A 17,262-nucleotide genomic window follows, 5' to 3' on the forward strand; every position below is an offset into this window, starting at 1 on the left:
CGGCGATCACCACTCGCCGTCGTTGAGCTCGGGCCGTGCCCTGAGGTACTGGCGGGGCCACATCGACGTGCCCGCGCCGAGTTCGTGCGCGGCCCGCATCGCGAAATGCGGGTCGCGCATCATCGCCTTGCCGAGCATGACCGCGTCGGCCCGCCCTTCGGCGACGATCGCCTCGGCCTGCGCCGCGTTCGTGATCCGGCCGACCGCCGACACCGGCGCCTCCGACCGTTCGCCGACGTACTCGGCGAAGCCCGCCTGGTAGCCGGGACCGATCGGGATCTCGGCCGCGGCGACGAGGCCGCCGGTCGAGATGTCGAAGAAGTCGGCTCCGGCTTCCTCGGCCCAACGGGCGACCTGCGCCGTCTGCGCCTCGTCCCAGCCGCCCGGCGTCCAATCGGTGGCGGAGAAGCGCACGAAGAGCGGCATCGCCTCGCCGATCTCGGCACGGACGGCCCGCACGATCTCGAGGAGCAGCCGCGCCCGGTTCTCGAGGCTTCCGCCCCAGTCGTCGGTGCGCCGGTTCGACAACGGTGAGAGGAACTGGTGGACGAGGTACCCGTGCGCGGCGTGCACCTCGACGAGGTCGAAGCCGGCTCGCACGGCGCGGGCGGCCGCCCGGCGGAAGTCGTCGACGACGCCCGCGATGCCGGCCTCGTCGAGCGCGACCGGCTCCCGGAGCCCGTCGAAGGCGACGGGCGAGGCCGACACCGTGACCCAGCCGCCCTCGTCGATCGGCTGCGAGCCCGCCCGGCGCATCGGCTCGGGCCAGACCGAGGCCTTGCGGCCGGCGTGCGCGAGCTGGAGCCCGGCCGCCGCGCCCTGGGAGCGGAGGAACCGGGTGATCCGAGCCCACGCCTCGACGTGCTCCTCACCCCAGATCCCCGTGTCGTGGTCCGAGATGCGACCCTCGGGGCTCACCGCGGTCGCCTCCGCGACGACGAGTCCGGCGCCGCCCGCAGCCATCGCGCCGAGGTGCACGAGGTGCCAGTCGTCCGGCACGCCGTCGCGGGCGGTGACCGAGTACTGGCAGAGCGGCGGCACCCACACGCGGTTGCGGATCTCGAGCCCGCGGATCGTGATCGGCCGGAACAGCGCCGGCGTCGCCCCGCGGCTCACGCGAGGCTCCGGAGCCACCGCTCGAGCCCCGAGGCATCCGTGAAGACGTGGCCCTCGCCGCCCACCGCGCGGGCGCCGTCCACGTTCTCGGTCCTGTTGTCGACGAACAGCAGGTCGGATGCCTCGATGCCGAGCTCGTCGATCACGTGCTCGTAGATCGCGGCGTCGGGCTTCACGAGACGGAGCTCGCCGCTCACGAAGACGCGCTCGAAGAGCGGACCGAACGAGCCGTGGCGCAACCAGCCGGCGAAGTCGGCGCCCGCATTCGAGAGGAGGGCGAGGCGCGTGCCGCCGGCCGCGAGGGCGTGCACGACGGCCAGCGTGCCCGGGTCGACGGAGAGCCAGCCGCGGTGATCGATCGCCCAGAGCTCGTGCACGTCGATCGCGCTCCACTCGGAACCCGTGTCGCGTGCGACCGCGCCCCAGTAGTCCGCGATCGACGTCGTGCCGCGGTCGAGGCCGTCGCGATGCGCCCAGTACGCCGACCAGAACGCCTCCGCGTCGGCCGCAGCGACGCCCGCCCGGGCGAGGAGTCGGGCGCGGTCGGTCCCGCTCGGTTCGCGCGAGATGACCTCCCCGTAGTCGAACACGACGACGCGGGGGGACAGGCTGATCGGGGCGAGGACTGTCGCAGGCATGATGCTCCAACCTATCGTTGGAACATGGGCAGCGATTGGCAGGAATGGACGGCCGCCGACGCGGCCCGCTGGGTGCGTGCACCCCGCGCGGAAGACGACAAGTACACCCGGGGCGTGCTCGGCGTGATCACCGGATCGACCGACTTCCCCGGAGCCGCGGTGCTCGGGGTCGAGGCCGCGACGCGTGCCGGCATCGGCATGGTGCGGTACACCGGCCCTCGCGGGGTGCGCGCGGCCGTGCTGCTGCGCCGCCCCGAGACGGTCACCGTCGCCGGCCGGGTCCAGGCCTGGCTGATCGGCTCGGGCATCGATCCGGGCCGGCGCTCGTTCGTGCTGCAGGGCGACCTCCAGCACGCGCTCGCCTCGCGCGTCCCGGTCGTGCTCGACGCGGGTGCGCTCGACCTCGTCGGCACGCACACCGCACCGACCGTCATCACGCCGCACGCGCGCGAACTCGCGAACCTGCTCGTCTCGCGCGAGGTCGAGACGACCGTCGACGAGGTGCGTGCCGATCCGGCCGGTTGGGCGGAACGCGCCGCGCACGAGCTCGGCGTCGCCGTGCTGCTGAAGGGCGCCGTGACCCGCATCACCGACCCCGACGGGCTGCGGATCACCGTGACGGCGCCGACGCACTGGCTCGCGTCCGCCGGCACGGGCGATGTGCTCGGCGGCGTGCTCGGCGCGCTCGTCGCGACGCATCACGCCGAGCTCGCGCACGATGCCGGCGTCATCACGCGCCTCGCCGCCACCGCCGCGTGGATCCACGGAGAGGCCGCGCGTCGCGCGAGCGCCGCGGTCGGCGGCGGGCCGATCGCCGCACTCGACATCGCCGCCGAGGTGCCGCGCGTCATCGGCGGGCTGATCGGGGCCGAGTAGTCGCTGCGGGTCGGTGACGCCGGCGCGCGACGACCGATCAGGCGAGGAAGCGCGCGAGGAACTCGCGCGTGCGCTCCTCGCGGGGCGCGCCGAAGAACTCGGCGGGCGGGGCGGCCTCGATGATGCGCCCGCCGTCGAGGAACACGACGCGGTCGGCCACCTCGCGGGCGAACGCCATCTCGTGCGTCGCCATGACGATCGTCGTGCCGCCCTCGGCGAGCGACCGGACCAGTGCGAGCACCTCGCCGACGAGCTCGGGGTCGAGCGCGCTCGTGACCTCGTCGAGCAGCAGGAGCTCGGGACCCGTTGCGATCGCGCGCACGATGGCCGCACGCTGCTGCTGGCCGCCGGACAACCGGTCGGGGAACGCCTTCGCGTGCTCGGCGAGCCCGATGGAGCCGAGCAGCTCGAGCGCCCGGCGCTCGGCCTCGCGCCGAGGCATCCGGTGCACGAGGATCGAGGCGAGCGCGACGTTGTCGAGCACGCTGAGGTGCGGGAACAGGTTGTAGTGCTGGAAGACGACGCCGATGCGGGCCCGCACCGCGTCGGCGTCGACCCGCGGATCGCTCACGTCGTCGCCGCGGAGGAGGATGACCCCGTCGTCGATCGGCTCGAGCAGGTTGATGGTGCGCAGCAGGGTCGACTTCCCCGAGCCGCTCGCGCCCACGAGCGCGACGACCTCGTGCGGGGCGACCTCGAGGTCGATGCCGTCGAGCACCACGCGGTCGCCGTACGCGCGGCGCACGCCGCGCAGGGTCAGCACCGTGCCGGCGCCGGCCGGGTCGTTCGCCGTGCCGGTCATACGATGCTCCCGATCTGCTCGCGCGAGCGCATGCGGGCCGTGACCCAGTCGGTCAGCCGGATCGTCGGCCAGGCGAGCAGCACGAACAGCAGCCCGGCGACGACGTACGGCGTGTAGTTGAAGTAGTGGGCGGTCTCGATCTGCGCCGCGCGCACCGCGTCGACGGCGCCGAGCACCGAGATGAGTCCGACGTCCTTCTGCATCGCGACGAAGTCGTTCATGAGCGCCGGGGTCACCTTGCGGAGCGCCTGGGGGAGCACGATGCGCCGCATCGTCTGGCCGTGGCTGAGGCCGAGCGCGCGCGCCGCGAGTCGCTGCGACGGGTGCACCGCCTCGATGCCTGCGCGGAACACCTCGGAGACGTACGCCGAATACGTCAGGATGAGCGCGATCGTGCCCCACACGGCGACGGGCAGCCGCGGGAAGAAGTCGAGGCCCGGCACGCCGAAACCGACGAGGTAGAGCACGATGAGCAGCGGCACTCCGCGGAAGAGGTCGGTGTACCCCGCGGCGAGCGCTCGCAGCGGGAAGAACACCGGGCCTCGGAGCGTGCGCAGGGTCGCGAGCAGGAGGGCGAACAGCACGACGCCGACGCTCGCCGCGATCAGCACCTGGATGTTGAGCCACAGCCCCTCGAGGATGCGGGGGAGCGAGGCGATCGCGACGTCGAGGTTGAAGAACGACTGCCGCACCGCCTCCCAGCCGGGGGAGCCGATGAGGGCCCACGCGACCAGCACCGCGAACACGATCGTCGAGACGGCGCTGACGAGGACGGACCGGCGCGTCTGGCGGCGGCGGAACGCGCGGCGGTCGAGCTCGAGCGCGCTCGGCTTCCACGCCGCGCCGGGCGCCGGGGGAGCGCCGGGTGCGCCGTCGCCCGTGGAGCTGGGGGTGATCACGACAGCAACGCTATCGGCCCGCGTGCGCCGGACGGCGCGTCACGGGGACCGGCCTCACTCGAGGACGGGTGCCGTGTCGTCGCCGCCGAGCCATTCGGCGGCCAGCTCGTCGAGCGTGCCGTCGGCGCGCAGCGCGTCGACCGCCGCGGTCACCTCGGCCGTGAGCGGCGAGTCCTTCGCGAGGACGAACCCGAACTCGTCGCCGCCGCCGGCGGTCTCGGGCAGCTGACCGATGATCTCGCCGCCGTCGAGCTCGACGCCCGTGAGGTAGAACGCCGTCGGCAGATCGACGACGATCGCGTCGACGGTGCCGTTCTGCAGGGCCAGCTTCGCGTCGTCGTTGGTGTTGAACACCTGCGCGCCGGCGGTCGGCTGGATGACCTGCTCGACGGCGTCGAAGCTCGTGGTACCCGTCTGGGCGCCCACCAGCAGGGGCTTCAGGTCGGCGATGGAGGAGGCGCCCGACGCGGGCGAGCCCTCGACCGTGATCACGACCTGGGTGGTGGCGTAGTACGGCGACGAGAAGTCGACGTTCTGCGCGCGCTCTTCCGTGATCGAGAACTGCTGCAGGTTGAGGTCGAAGTCCTTCGGGCCCGGCGCGATCGCCTGGTCGAAGGTGGTGCGCACCCAGACGACGTCGTCGTGGTCGTACCCGAGCTCATCGGCGACCGCGTAGGCGACCGCGGCCTCGAAGCCCTCGCCGCTCTCGGGGGCGTCGTCGACGACCCACGGGAAGTAGGCCGGCTCGCCGGTGCCGATCGTGAGCTTGCCCGGGGTCACGTGGCCGTCGCCGGCGTCGTCGCTCGCGCTCGTGCCGCCGCCCGTGGCGCAGCCCGCGAGCACGAGGCCGGCGGCGCCCGCGAGGGCGAGCGCGGCGAGCGCACGACGTGCGCGTGCGGCCGGGGAACGGCGGGCGGTCGTCGTGCTGGTCGTCGTGGTCGTCATGGCGTGCCTCCGGGGTGTCGTGCAATACAGCATCGCGGATGCCGCCGACGCCGCGCGTGCGCGTGGCGGAATGTGACGCTCGGATAGGCTCGTCGGCGTGACGGGGGACGAGCGCGAGGCGGCGGGCGTCGCGCCTCGGCGACGGCTCGGGGGCCGTGGCGCCCTGTGGGCGGGGTTCATCGCGGCGCACGGCCTCGTCGTCTGGCTCAACCTCGCCGCGCCCGGCCTGCCGATGGGCGACGTGACGGGCGTCTACCGGATCTGGGCGGAGAACGCCGCCCACGGCTGGCTGCGCATGGGCATCGACGCGCCGTGGGTGTACCCGATCCTCGCGTTCGCCCCGATGACCGCAGCGCTCGCGTTCGGCGAGGCGTACGTCGCGCAGACCTGGCTCGCGATCGTCGTGCTGCTCGACGCGATCGCGTTCTCGATCCTCATCGGTCGCGCGACGATCTCGCGCCGCCGTCGGCTGGCCGCATGGTGGTGGCTCGGGTTCATCGTGCTGCTCGGGCCGATCGCCCTCGGACGCATCGACGCCGTGACCGTGCCCTTCGCGATCACCGGCCTCCTCTGGGCCGCCGGGCGGCCGCGGGTCGCCGCGACGCTGCTGACGATCGGCGCGTGGGTGAAGGTCTGGCCGGCCGCCCTCGTGGCGGCGCTCGTCATCGCGGTGCGCCGCCGGCTCGAGGTGGTCACGGTCGCGGTCGTGCTGAGCATCGGCATCGTCGCCGTGAGCCTGCTCGCGGGATCGGGCGCGAACGCCCTCGGGTTCATCGCCGAGCAGGCCGGCCGCGGGTTGCAGATCGAGGCGCCAGCCGCGGTCTTCTGGCTCTGGCAGATCGTCGCCGGGTCGAAGGCGGTGCGGATCGTCTACGACCGCGACATCCTCACCTTCCAGATCGCCGGGCCCGGTGCGGACGCGGCCGCCGCGGCGACGACGCCGCTCATGGTCGTCGGCGTGCTCGTCGTCGTCGCGCTCGGCGTGCGCGCGGCTCGTCGTGACGCCTACCTCGGACGCCTCCTGGCACCACTCTCGCTCGCGTTCGTCGTCGTGCTCCTGCTCGCCAACAAGGTCGGCTCGCCGCAGTTCGTCACGTGGCTCGCCGCACCCGTCGTGCTCGGTCTCGTACTGCGCCCCTCGCGCTTCGTCGTGCCGGCCGTGCTCACGGCCGCGATCGCGCTGTTCACCCAGATCATCTACCCGTACTGGTACGGGTGGCTGCTCATCGCCGACCCGGCGTTCGTGTTCCTCCTGACGGTCAAGGCCGCGCTGCTCGTCGCGCTGCTCGCCTGGGCGCTGCACGCGGTGTGGCAGGCTGGTGCGCGGCGGGACGGGGCGCTCCCGATCGGTGAGCGCCGCGGCGGTCCCGCCTGAGGAGGGTGAGATGCTGGTCGCATTCTCGGTCGCGCCGAGCGGCACGGGCCGCGCCGACGGTTCGGTGCACGACGCCGTCGCGGCAGCCGTGAAGATCGTGCGGGAGTCGGGCCTGCCGAACCGCACCACGTCGATGTTCACCGAGATCGAGGGCGAATGGGACGAGGTCTTCGACGTCGTGCGCCGCGCCACCGAGGCGGTCGGCGAGTACGGGTCGCGCGTCTCGCTCGTGCTGAAGGCCGACATCCGCCCGGGCTACACGGGCGAGATCGAGGGCAAGCTCGAACGTCTCGAGGCCGAACTCGACGGCTGAGCCGCGCGGGCCGGTCGCCGGGGGGAGTCGGCGCCGACCCCGGGGGCGGGGCGCGTATCCGTCGAGCGCACCGGTTGTCGAATCGATTCGATCCGTGAGAGGATCTGCCGGTGACCCCTGATCCCTCCGGGCCGACGACGTCGTCGCCGGCCCGTACTCGTTTCGCGCTCCTCGCACTCGCCCTCGGCGGATTCGGCATCGGATCGACCGAGTTCGTCGCCATGGGCCTCCTGCCCGACCTCGCGCTCGACCTCCTGCCCGGCCTCCACGCCGAGTCGGCCGACGCGGCGAACGCGGCCGCGGGCTGGATCATCTCCGCATACGCGCTCGGGGTCGTCGTCGGGGCCCCGACCATCGCCGCCGTCGCCGCGCGGTGGCCGCGCAAGCGCCTGCTGCTCGCCCTCGTCGCCGCGTTCACGGTCGGCACGGTCGCCTCAGCGACCCTGCCCTCGTTCGGACTCGTGCTCGTGGCGCGATTCCTCTCGGCGCTGCCGCACGGCGCCTACTTCGGCATCGCCTCGCTCGTCGCGGCCGGCCTGATGGGGCCCGGCAAGCGGGGACGCGGGGTCGCCCTCGTGCTGTCGGGCCTGACCATCGCGAACGTCGTCGGCGTTCCCGCGATCACCTGGCTCGGCCAGGCGACCGACTGGCGGGTCGCCTACCTCGCCGTCGCCGCGATCTTCGCACTGACGTTCGTCGCCATCGCCGCCGCGGTGCCGTGGCAGCCCGGCGACGCCACGGCGAGCGTGCGTCGCGAGCTCGGCGCGTTCTCGCGGCCGCAGGTCTGGTTCGCCATCGCGATCGGCGCGATCGGGTTCGGCGGATTCTTCGCGATGTACAGCTACATCGCCCCGCTCGCGACCGAGGTCACCGGGCTCGCGGCGGCTGCGGTGCCGCTCGTGCTCGTGGCGACCGGTCTCGGCATGACCGTCGGCAACCTCGTCGGCGGCCGGCTCGCCGACTGGAGCGTGCGGCGCACGATGTACCTCTCGTTCCTGGCGCTCGCGGTCGCGCTCGCCCTCCTCGCGCTCACGGCGCAGGTCGCGGCAGGGCTCTTCATCGGCACGTTCCTCGTCGGGGCGACCTCGTCGGCGCTCGCACCGACCATCCAGACGAGGCTCATGGATGTCGCGCGCGACAGCCAGTCGATCGCCGCGGCGCTCAACCACTCGGCGCTCAACATCGGCAACAGCCTCGGCGCCCTGCTCGGAGGCACCGTGATCGCCGCCGGCTTCGGGTACCTCGCGCCGATCTGGACCGGGCTCGTGCTCACGATCGCCGGCATCGCGCTCGCGCTGTGCAGCTTCGCCATGGACCGTGCGAGTCGACGGCGCGGCGTGCACGTGCCGTACGCGACGGGGGCCACGCCGGCCGTCGACGTCTGACGGGACGGCGCCCGCCCGTCAGTCGGACTGCAGCAGGATGCCGTCGGCGATCGCGCGCTTGCGGAGCGCGACCTTCGTGCCGACGTCGTACCCCGCGGCGCGGTACTTCTCGCGGATGCGCTTGAGGTAGCTCTTCGCCGTCTCCTCCGAGATGCCGAGCTGGAACGCCACCGCCTTCACCGGCTGGCCCGCGCCGTAGAGGGCCATCACCCGGCGCTCCTGCGCCGACAGCTTCGGCACGGTGCCGTCGTCGAGCAGGGCCGCCTCGAGCTCGGGGGTCAGGTAGGACTCGCCGAGCATCGCCGACCGGATCGCCTCGATGATCGAGTCGACCGGCTCGGACTTCACGAGGTAGCCCATCGCGCCGGCGCTGAGGGCCTCGCGCACGACGGACGGCTCCGAGTAGTTGCTCATGAGCATCGTCTGCACCTCTGCCGACTTCAGCATCGACAGCTTGAGCGAGATGGGGATGTTGTCGCGCAGGTCGAGGTCGAGCAGCACCACGTCGACGGGGAAGTCGGGGTGGGCGAGCAGCTCGGACCACGAGGGCACGGCCGCGACGAGTTCGATCTCGGACGAAGCGCCGCGCAGCCACTCGGTGAGGGCACCGAGGAGCATACGGTGGTCGTCGACGATCGCGAGTCTGATCGGTGCAGCTGTGTCGGGCATTCAACTTCCCCTCGGACGGGCCGCGGTCGCGGCCGACGCACTCGCCGGGACGGTCGGGTCCGCCCGGCACTCGATGTCGATGCGGAACGAATCTGGCCCCCCGACGACATCGTGTGTTCCGACATTACCGATAGCGTCCCACGTTGCGGCGTCCAGACGTCGGCGTGCGACGCCGGAGATCTCGATCACGATGTGGACCGCCGCCCCCGATCGGGCCGCTTCGGCGCCCTCGCCGGGGCCGGCCTCGTCGTCGTCGGTGTCGGCGTCGGCCGGCGCGACGAGGACCGAGATCGGCGTGGGCTGGCCCTTCCTCCGCTCCCCGCCGAGCAGCCAGAGCGCGAGCAGCAGGTTGTCGCGCTGCGGCTTCGTGAGTCCGCCGGCCGCGCCCTCGGGGTCGTCGACCACCACGTGCTCACTGAGGTACGCGGACTCGGTCACGGCGTGTCGCAGCCAGGTGTCGGTGCGGCCCTCGATGAGCCGGGCGCGCAGCGCCGCGGCGAGTCGCCCGGCACGTTCGGCGGCCTCTGCCGGCAGGGGGATCGCGATGCGCCCGGAACCCACGTCGTCGAGCAGCGTCTCGGCGTCGAAGTCGAGCTGCGCGAGTTCCTCCGAGGCTCGCATGCCGACGGGGGACGGCTGCGTCGCCACCGTGCTCTGGACGAGCGAGAGGTCGAGCTCGCGCCCGACGAGCCTGCGGAATCCGCGGATCGTGACGACCGCGAGCACGAGCGGCAGCACGGTCGCCGCGGCGACCGCGAGCCCCGTCGCCGTGTACGGACCGGCCGACGGCGCCTGGAGGAGCGCCCACACGGCGAGGATCGCGCCCGTGGCGATCGCGACGGCGAGCGGCACGCGCGTGCCGCGGATCGCCGCGACCGGCATGAGCACGGCGCCCGTCGCCGCGGCCGCCGTCGGGGTGACGCCGAGGTGGAGAAGTCCCCACGTCGCCGACACGTCGAGCCAGATCGGCACGGCCAGTGCGACCAGCAGGACGGCGTAGAGCGGGTCGGGGAGCGGCTGGTCGCGCGAGATCATCCGCGAGACGACGCCGGCGCCCAGGATGGCGGCGACCGCCGCCCAGGCGGGCCACGGCCCCGGCCCCGGCGGGAAGAGCGGTGCGATGAGCACCGCTCGGGTGAGCAGCCAGAGGATGATCACGCCCGCGGCGACCGCGATGCCGGTCGCGAGGCGTCGCCCGCCATGACGCCCCCGGACGTCGCCGGCGGCGCGGACGGCCCGCGTCGTGCGGGACGGGCGGCGGAACCCGTTCGCGCCGGTCTGCTCGATCGCCCCGGTGCTCACGGCTTCGGCACCTCGAGCATGACGGTCGTGCCCGACCCGGGCGACGAGAAGATGCGTGCGCGACCGCCGACGGTGTTCAGGCGGCCGACGACCGATTCGGCGTAGCCGAGCCGGGCGGGATCGACCGCATCGGGTTCGAACCCGTGACCGGCGTCGGTCACCATGGCGCGCACCGTTCGGTCGTCGTCGCTCACGGTGACGTCGGCTTCGTTGACGCCGGAGTGGCGCCGCACGTTCTCGAGGCACTCGCCGAGCGCGCCCAGCAGGGCGTCGAGCGTCTCGCGGGGCAGCGCGAGCTGGCCGACGCCGTGCCAGTTGACGTCGAGGCCCATGCGGGCGAAGCGCTGGCGCACCGACTCGAACGTGGTCGAGAGGAGGTCGTCGTCGGAGTCCGGCGAGAAGATCGCGTTCGAGGCGTTGTCGAGCGGGGCGCCGAGTCGGAGCAGCTTGAGCAGCCTCGCGTCGTCGCCGGCCTGCTGCCGGAGGGCGGCAGCGCCGACGCCGACGCCCGAGTGCGCGAGCAGGCTCAGCGTCGCGAGCACCGTGTCGTGCAGCACGCGCGCATCCTGGCGCTGGCGGGCCTCGGTCTCGCTCGCGATGCGCTCCGCCTCGTGCGCCCGGCCGATCTCGTCGATACGGGCCGCCGCGCTCGCGATGCCGTGGTCGAGGGCGAGGGCGATCGCCGCGCCGACCGACCAGCCCGCGATCGTGGCCACGACGATGGTCGGGATCGTGTTCCCGATGACGACGACGAGACCCGCCACCACGAGCGAAAGGGCACCCAGCGAGATCACGAGCGGCACCCCGCCCGGCCGCACGATGAGCGTGATCGCCACGGACGGCGCCGCGGCCGCGACCGTCAGCGAGATGGCGGAGAGTGCGACGGGGTCGACCACGTCGGCCGAGCCGAGCACCGCGACCGTCGCGAGCGAACTCGCGACGACGCCGAGCGCCGCGGGGACGCTGCCGTGCATCGTGTGCACGACCACGAGGACGGCGGTCGTGAGCCCGAGCAGCACGACGACGCCGAGTTCGAGGGGACCTGCCGTTCCGGGGATGAGCATGCACGCGAGCGCCCCGAGCGCTCCGGACAGGCCGGAGATCCGCGAAATGCGACGGAGGAGCCGGTCGCGCTCCTTGTGGATGCGCTTCATGTCACCCCCTCGGCGCGACGAACGCGCTCGCGCGGGCGCCCGTCACCTCGAACACTAGCCCAGACGCGCCGGATCGGGGACCCTGCGCGCCGCATCCGGCCCGACGGCCGCTTCGAGTGCGCTCGCCGTGCGGACGGCGAGCCCGCCGACGGCCGTCGCCGGCCGGGGGCCGTCGTCACGCGGCGAGCAGGCGGGCGAGCTCGGCGCCGACCGCGTCGCGTTCGATGAGGAACGCGTCGTGCCCGAAGTCGCTCTCGACCACGACCGGCTCCGGGCCGTGCACGCTGCGGGGGAGGCCTGCGGCGATCTCGACCTGTCCGGCGAGGGGGAAGTACCGGTCGCTGTCGATGCCGAGCACGAGGCTCTTCGCCCGAACCCGGGCGAGCGCCGCGGCGGCACCCCCGCGCCCGCGACCGATGTCGTGCGAGTTCATCGACTCGGTCAGCACGATGTAGCTGTTCGCGTCGAACCGCCGGGTGAACTTGTTGCCGTGGAAGTCGAGGTAGGACTCGACCGCGAAGCGGCCGTCGCCGCCGAGCGGGTCGAGGCCCGACTGCCAGCTGCGCTCGAACCGGTCGTTGAGCTCGGCCGCCGTGCGGTAGTTGAGCATCGCCATGCGGCGTGCGAGTGCGAGCCCCCGTGTCGGTCCCTCGCCGTCGGGGGCGTCGTAGAACGCCCCGGCACGGAATGCGGGGTCGGTGCGGATCGCCTCGATCTGCACCGAGTTGAGCGCGATCTGGTCGGCCGTGGTCGCGGCCGGTGCCGCGAGCACGGCGATGCGCTCGACCGCCTCGGGCGCCTCGATCGCCCATTCGAGCACGTGCATGGCGCCCATCGATCCGCCGATCACCGCGGCGAACCGCTCGATGCCGATGGCCCGGGCGAAGGCGATCTGCGCGTGCACCTGGTCGCGGATCGTGAGGAAGGGGAATCGTGCGCCCCATTCGGCCCGGTCGGGGGCGAGCGAAGCGGGCCCCGTGGAGCCCTGGCAGCCGCCGACGACGTTCGGCGCGACGACGAACCAGCGGTCGGTGTCGACCGCGAGCCCGGGCCCGACGACGCCGTGCCACCAGCCGGCGCTCGCGTGACCGGGGCCGGCGTCGCCGATGACGTGGCTGTCGCCCGTCAGCGCGTGCAGCACGAGTACCGCGTTGTCGCGCTCAGGCGACAGCACGCCCCACTGCTCGTACGCGATGCGGACGCCCGGCAGCACGCCGCCCGACTCGAGCGGCAGGTCCCCGATGCCGACGAACCGGCGATCGCCGACGGGGTCGCCCTCGCGCCACGCACCCGTCGCGGGCGCCCGCCCGAGCAGCGCGAGTGCGCCCGTCTCGGGCACGAATCCCGCGGGAACCGCGTCGGCCGTCGTCTGCCAGTCCATGCCTTCGATTCTCCCGCGTCGGCCCGGCCGATCGTCCATTGTTACGTCGGCGGCCGCACGGGCGAACACCACGAAGGCGGATGCCTCGAGCCGGCGCGGGCTCGAGGCATCCGCCCCTTCGGTCGATGAGTCAGACGCGCAGCGCGTCGGTCGCCGCGCGGGCGGCCTGGAGGCCCGCCTCGAGGTCGGCCTTGAGGTCGTCGATGTTCTCGATGCCGACCGAGAGCCGCACGAGGCCCGGCGTGACGCCGCTCGTGAGCTGCTGCTCGGGCGTGAGCTGCGAATGCGTGGTCGACGCCGGGTGGATGACGAGGGAGCGCACGTCGCCGATGTTCGCGAGGTGGCTGAACAGCGACAGGCCGTCGACGAGCGCGCGGCCCGCGTCGACGCCGCCCTTGAGCTCGAACGAGAGCACGGCGCCGACGCCCTTCGGGGCGTACCTGTTCGCTGCCGCGTACCAGGGGCTCGAGGGCAGCCCCGAGTAGTTCACGTGCGCGACCTCGGGGTGGTCGTCGAGCCACTCCGCGATCTCCTGCGCGTTCTGCACGTGGCGCTCGATGCGCAGCGACAGGGTCTCGACGCCCTGCAGCAGGTTCCACGCGCTCTGCGGCGCGATGGCCGAGCCGAGGTCGCGCAGCAGCTGCACGCGCGCCTTGATGATGTAGGCGAGGCCGTCGCCGACCGCGGTCGTGTAGCTGGCGCCGTGGTACGACGGGTCGGGCTCGGTGAGGCCCGGGAACTTCTCGACGTTCTTCGACCACTCGAACCGGCCGCCGTCGACGATCACGCCGCCGATCGTCGTGCCGTGGCCGCCGAGGAACTTCGTGACGGAGTGGATCACGATGTCGGCACCGTGCTCGAACGGGCGGATGAGGTACGGCGTCGCGATCGTGTTGTCGACGATGAGCGGGAGGCCCGCCTCGTGCGCGACGCCCGAGACGAGCTCGATGTCGAGGATGTTGATCTTCGGGTTGCCGATCGTCTCCGCGAAGAAGAGCTTCGTGTTCGGCCGCACGGCGCGGCGCCACTCGTCGGCGTCGTCCTGGTTCTCGACGAAGGTGACCTCGATGCCGAGCTTCGCGAGCGTGTACTTGAAGAGGTTGTACGTGCCGCCGTAGATCGAGGACGACGAGACGATGTGGTCGCCGGCCTCGGCGATGTTGAGCACCGCGAACGTCGACGCCGCCTGGCCGCTCGAGAGCACGAGCGCCGCCGTGCCGCCCTCGAGCGCCGCGAGGCGCTGCTCGAGCACGTCCTGCGTCGGGTTCTGGATGCGCGTGTAGATGTTTCCGAACTCGGCGAGCGCGAAGAGGTTCTGCGCGTGCTCGGCGTTGTCGAACACGTACGACGTCGTCTGGTAGATCGGCGTCGCGCGGGCCTTCGTGACGGGATCGGGCGCAGCGCCCGAGTGGACCTGCTTGGTCTCGAAGCGCCAGTCGGCGTTGCTCATGGGTGTCTCCTCGGAAAGTCGGATGCGCGTCCTGCGTCGCGTGTCCGAGTCACGTTAGGCGGGCGTGCGGGCACGGGCAACGGATGCCGCAACACGGCGTCACGGGCCGACGGCGCCGCGCGGGGAAGGGAGGAGGCGCCTCGCCGAACCGGTCAGCGGTGATCGGGGTCGGGAGGCAGCACGATCGTTCCCGTCGCCGTCGAGGGCTCGGGTCGGAACAGCCACCGCGCGCGCGGCTCGACGAGCGGCCGGAAGACGCGGCGAACCGGTCTCAGCGAGAGCACGACCGAGATGGCGACGCAGAAGACGATCATCGCGGGCAGCACCCAGAAGGGCTGGTCGCCCGCGAGGACGCCCGACTCCCGGAAGGGGAACAGCACGAACGGGTGCAGCAGGTAGATGTACATCGTCGCCCGGCCGAACGGCGTGAACCAGTGGGTGCCGCGCGGCATGAGCACGAGGAAGGCGACGGCGAGCACCATCGCCGAGAGGAGCAGCACGAGCCGGATCGCGCCCGACCAGGGCTCGTCGTAGCCGATCGCCTCGTACGACTCGTCGTAGAGCATGAAGCGGCGGAGCTTCAGGTCGCGCAGCGTCTCGATCGTCATCGGCATGACCGCGAGCACCGCCGCGAACAGGGCGATCGCGCCGGCGCGCCAGCGCCAGGCGACCGCCGTTCGGAGTTCGAGCCACCGCCCGGTGACCTGCCACTGCCTGAGCTTCCAGCCGAACACGAAGAACGGCAGCATGCCGAACGTGCGGGTGAGTGCGAACGTCGAGTCGATCGCCTCGGAGTAGCCCGCGCCGATCGAGATGACGATCGCGATCAGCAGGGGGTAGCGCAGCAGCACGAGATACGGCAGCACGATGCGCCACACCGCGAGGGCGATGAGGAACCAGAGCGTCCACGACGCCGTCGTGAAGTCGAGGTTGAACTCGCCGCCGAGCGCCCACCGGACGACCGTCCAGATGGTCTCGAAGATGAAGTACGGGAAGACGATGTCGGTGAGGATCTGCCGGAGGGCCCGCGCGTTCGGCGGCCCCGACTTCGCGAAGTAGCCGCTCACGACGACGAAGACGGCGACGTGGAACGAGTAGATGAACAGGTAGACGCTGTACGCGGTGTCGGACTCGGCGATGAGCGGCAGGATGCCATGCCCGACGACGACGAGCGTGATCGCGATCCAGCGGGCGTTGTCCCACAGCGGCACCCGCTTGCGGGTCGGCCGGGGGTGGTCGATCCTCGTGTGCATCACTCCATTCAACCGCACGGTGCGCGTGCACGACGGGCCGGAGCGGGCAGAATGGGGCGCATGGTGAGACTTCGTGCGGTCGTGACGGGTGCGAGCTCGGGCATCGGCGCGGCCACCGTGCGCGCCCTCCGGGCGGCCGGATGGGACGTCGTGGGCGTCGCCCGCCGCGAGGAACGCCTGCGGGCGATCGAGGCCGAGACCGGGGCATCCGTGTTCGTCGCCGACCTCACGCGGCAGGCCGACGTCGACGCCCTGCGCGACCACCTCGCAGCGACGGGTCCCGTGCACGCGCTCGTCAACAACGCGGGCGGCGCGAAGGGCCTCGACACGGTCGAGGACTCCGACCTCGACGACTGGGCGTGGATGTTCGAGGTCAACGTGCTCGCGCTCAAGCGCGTGACGAGCGCGTTGCTGCCGCTGCTGCGCACGGGAGCCGTCGAGCGCGGCGTCGCCGACATCGTCAACGTCACCTCGATCGCGGGGCACACCGCGTACGTCGGCGGCGGCGGGTACAACGCCGCCAAGTTCGCCGCGCACGCGCTCACCGAGGTGCTGCGGCTCGAGCTCAACGGCGAGCCGCTGCGCGTGATCGAGGTCGCGCCCGGCCTCGTGAAGACCGACGAGTTCGCACTCGTGCGCTTCGGGGGCGACCGGGCCCGCGCCGACGCCGTGTACGAGAACGTGCCCGACCCGCTCGTCGCCGAGGACATCGCGGGCGTCATCGTCGACGCCGTGCAGAAGCCGCCGCACGTCGACCTCGACCTCATCGTCGTGAAGCCCGTCGCGCAGGCGGCGCCGTACCGGCTCACGAAGGGGCCGCTCGCCGTGCGCGGGACGGACGCCCCATGACCACCGGTCGGTCGACGTCGGATGTCGCGGAGGCGACCCGCGCGTCGACCGAGCGTCGCACCCGTTGGGAGGCCCGCACGGCCCTGCCGCTCGCGGTGCTCGGGGTCGTCTTCCTCGGCGTGTACGCGGTGCTCGTGCTCGACGAGCGCACGCCGCAGTGGCTCAACGTCGTCCTCGCGGTGCTCCTCATCGCGACGTGGGCGGCGTTCGTGCTCGACTTCGTCGTGCGGATCGCGCTGACGCCGAAGGGCCGCCGCGTCCGATTCGTGTTCACGCGGCCCCTCGACCTGCTCTCCGTGGTGCTGCCCGTGTTCCGTGCGCTGCGGGTCGTGAACCTGCTGCACAACGTCGCGTTCTTCAGGGGGCACAGCGGCGAGGCGTTCCGGGCGCGCGTCGTCATCTCGGCGCTCGCCTACGCGTCGGTCTTCGTGTTCTTCATCGCGCTCGCCACGCTGCACGTCGAGCGCGATGCCCCCGGCGCGAACATCACGAACTTCGGGGACGCGATCTGGTGGGCCTGCGTGACCATCGCCACGGTCGGCTACGGCGACACGTACCCCGTGACGGGCGCCGGCAGGTTCTACGGCGTGCTGCTCATGATCGGCGGCATCGCCATCGTGGGTACGGCCTCGGCGACCGTCGTCTCGCTCTTCAACGACCGGCTCGGGCGCATGCGGCACGAGGCCGAGACGACGGGGGAGATGAGCCCGATGGCCCGCCAGCCCGCGCTCGACCTCGAGCCGCTCGACGTCGACTCGGAGATCGACGACGAGCTCGAGGAGGGGCTGCGCGCCAGACGTCCCTCCGACGACCGGCCCGGCGACGACCCCGCCCGCTGAGCCGCACGGCCGGTTA

At 72.6% G+C, this 17,262-nt stretch carries 17 protein-coding genes; 6 read left to right on the top strand and 11 right to left on the bottom strand.

The features are described from left to right. Window positions 1-6: 6 nt before the first annotated feature. Both AC3RJ7_RS10990 and AC3RJ7_RS10995 read right to left on the bottom strand, forming a co-directional pair. Window positions 7-1,116 carry an NADH:flavin oxidoreductase/NADH oxidase gene (locus AC3RJ7_RS10990; RefSeq protein WP_491455873.1) on the bottom strand — a complete coding sequence of 370 codons (1,110 nt, stop codon included), beginning with the start codon at window positions 1,114-1,116 and terminating at the stop codon, window positions 7-9. Then, window positions 1,113-1,754: an HAD family hydrolase gene (locus AC3RJ7_RS10995; protein WP_491455874.1), complete on the bottom strand. Its 642-nt coding sequence runs from the start codon at window positions 1,752-1,754 to the stop codon at window positions 1,113-1,115. Before AC3RJ7_RS10995 ends, AC3RJ7_RS10990 begins: the two co-directional genes overlap by 4 nt. A 24-nt stretch (window positions 1,755-1,778) precedes the next feature. On the opposite strand from AC3RJ7_RS10995, the gene AC3RJ7_RS11000 reads away from it, so the two are divergent. Continuing rightward, on the top strand, window positions 1,779-2,630 hold the full coding sequence (locus AC3RJ7_RS11000) for an ADP-dependent NAD(P)H-hydrate dehydratase (RefSeq protein ID WP_491455875.1): 852 nt from the start codon (window positions 1,779-1,781) through the stop codon (window positions 2,628-2,630). 37 nt (window positions 2,631-2,667) lie between these two features. Here AC3RJ7_RS11000 and AC3RJ7_RS11005 read toward each other — a convergent pair whose 3' ends face one another. The 3 genes from AC3RJ7_RS11005 to AC3RJ7_RS11015 are packed head-to-tail and all read right to left on the bottom strand — an operon-like array spanning window position 2,668 to window position 5,276. Then, complete coding sequence (locus AC3RJ7_RS11005; protein ID WP_491455876.1) at window positions 2,668-3,432, bottom strand: amino acid ABC transporter ATP-binding protein; 765 nt, start codon at window positions 3,430-3,432, stop codon at window positions 2,668-2,670. Then, the gene (locus AC3RJ7_RS11010) at window positions 3,429-4,328 is read right to left on the bottom strand and encodes an amino acid ABC transporter permease (protein WP_491456163.1); all 900 of its coding nucleotides are present in this window, start codon (window positions 4,326-4,328) and stop codon (window positions 3,429-3,431) included. The genes AC3RJ7_RS11005 and AC3RJ7_RS11010 overlap by 4 nt, the downstream gene beginning before the upstream one ends. A 57-nt stretch (window positions 4,329-4,385) precedes the next feature. Continuing rightward, entirely contained in the window at window positions 4,386-5,276 is an 891-nt protein-coding gene (locus AC3RJ7_RS11015; protein WP_491455877.1) for an ABC transporter substrate-binding protein, read from the bottom strand. Window positions 5,277-5,373: 97 nt separating this feature from the next. On the opposite strand from AC3RJ7_RS11015, the gene AC3RJ7_RS11020 reads away from it, so the two are divergent. The 3 genes from AC3RJ7_RS11020 (at window position 5,374) to AC3RJ7_RS11030 (ending at window position 8,349) form a co-directional block, all read left to right on the top strand. Then, on the top strand, window positions 5,374-6,651 hold the full coding sequence (locus AC3RJ7_RS11020; protein WP_491455878.1) for a hypothetical protein: 1,278 nt from the start codon (window positions 5,374-5,376) through the stop codon (window positions 6,649-6,651). Between the two features lie 10 nt (window positions 6,652-6,661). After that, entirely contained in the window at window positions 6,662-6,964 is a 303-nt protein-coding gene (locus tag AC3RJ7_RS11025; RefSeq protein WP_491455879.1) for a thiamine-binding protein, read from the top strand. A gap of 110 nt (window positions 6,965-7,074) precedes the next feature. Then, window positions 7,075-8,349, top strand: a complete 1,275-nt coding sequence (locus AC3RJ7_RS11030; protein ID WP_491455880.1) for an MFS transporter — start codon at window positions 7,075-7,077, stop codon at window positions 8,347-8,349. Window positions 8,350-8,367: 18 nt separating this feature from the next. Here the strand turns inward: AC3RJ7_RS11030 and AC3RJ7_RS11035 are convergent, their stop codons facing one another. The 6 genes from AC3RJ7_RS11035 to AC3RJ7_RS11060 form a co-directional block, all read right to left on the bottom strand. Then, window positions 8,368-9,018: a response regulator gene (locus AC3RJ7_RS11035; protein ID WP_491455881.1), complete on the bottom strand. Its 651-nt coding sequence runs from the start codon at window positions 9,016-9,018 to the stop codon at window positions 8,368-8,370. Further along, a complete protein-coding gene (locus AC3RJ7_RS11040) occupies window positions 9,019-10,320 on the bottom strand; it encodes a hypothetical protein (RefSeq protein WP_491455882.1) in 1,302 nt (433 codons plus the stop codon). It lies immediately after the preceding gene. Further along, entirely contained in the window at window positions 10,317-11,474 is a 1,158-nt protein-coding gene (locus tag AC3RJ7_RS11045; protein ID WP_491455883.1) for a sensor histidine kinase, read from the bottom strand. The genes AC3RJ7_RS11040 and AC3RJ7_RS11045 overlap by 4 nt, the downstream gene beginning before the upstream one ends. A gap of 175 nt (window positions 11,475-11,649) precedes the next feature. Next, window positions 11,650-12,855, bottom strand: coding sequence for a homoserine O-acetyltransferase MetX (metX, locus tag AC3RJ7_RS11050; RefSeq protein ID WP_491455884.1), 1,206 nt, complete (start codon window positions 12,853-12,855; stop codon window positions 11,650-11,652). A 130-nt stretch (window positions 12,856-12,985) separates the two neighbouring features. After that, the gene (locus tag AC3RJ7_RS11055; protein WP_491455885.1) at window positions 12,986-14,305 is read right to left on the bottom strand and encodes a bifunctional o-acetylhomoserine/o-acetylserine sulfhydrylase; all 1,320 of its coding nucleotides are present in this window, start codon (window positions 14,303-14,305) and stop codon (window positions 12,986-12,988) included. Between the two features lie 152 nt (window positions 14,306-14,457). After that, the gene (locus tag AC3RJ7_RS11060; protein WP_491455886.1) at window positions 14,458-15,558 is read right to left on the bottom strand and encodes an acyltransferase family protein; all 1,101 of its coding nucleotides are present in this window, start codon (window positions 15,556-15,558) and stop codon (window positions 14,458-14,460) included. A 60-nt stretch (window positions 15,559-15,618) separates the two neighbouring features. On the opposite strand from AC3RJ7_RS11060, the gene AC3RJ7_RS11065 reads away from it, so the two are divergent. Together AC3RJ7_RS11065 and AC3RJ7_RS11070 are read left to right on the top strand one after the other, a co-directional pair. Then, on the top strand, window positions 15,619-16,407 hold the full coding sequence (locus tag AC3RJ7_RS11065; protein ID WP_491455887.1) for an SDR family NAD(P)-dependent oxidoreductase: 789 nt from the start codon (window positions 15,619-15,621) through the stop codon (window positions 16,405-16,407). After that, on the top strand, window positions 16,404-17,246 hold the full coding sequence (locus AC3RJ7_RS11070) for a potassium channel family protein (protein WP_491455888.1): 843 nt from the start codon (window positions 16,404-16,406) through the stop codon (window positions 17,244-17,246). Before AC3RJ7_RS11065 ends, AC3RJ7_RS11070 begins: the two co-directional genes overlap by 4 nt. The last annotated feature ends 16 nt before the right edge of the window (window positions 17,247-17,262 follow it).

This window comes from Agromyces solani, from assembly GCF_058349925.1.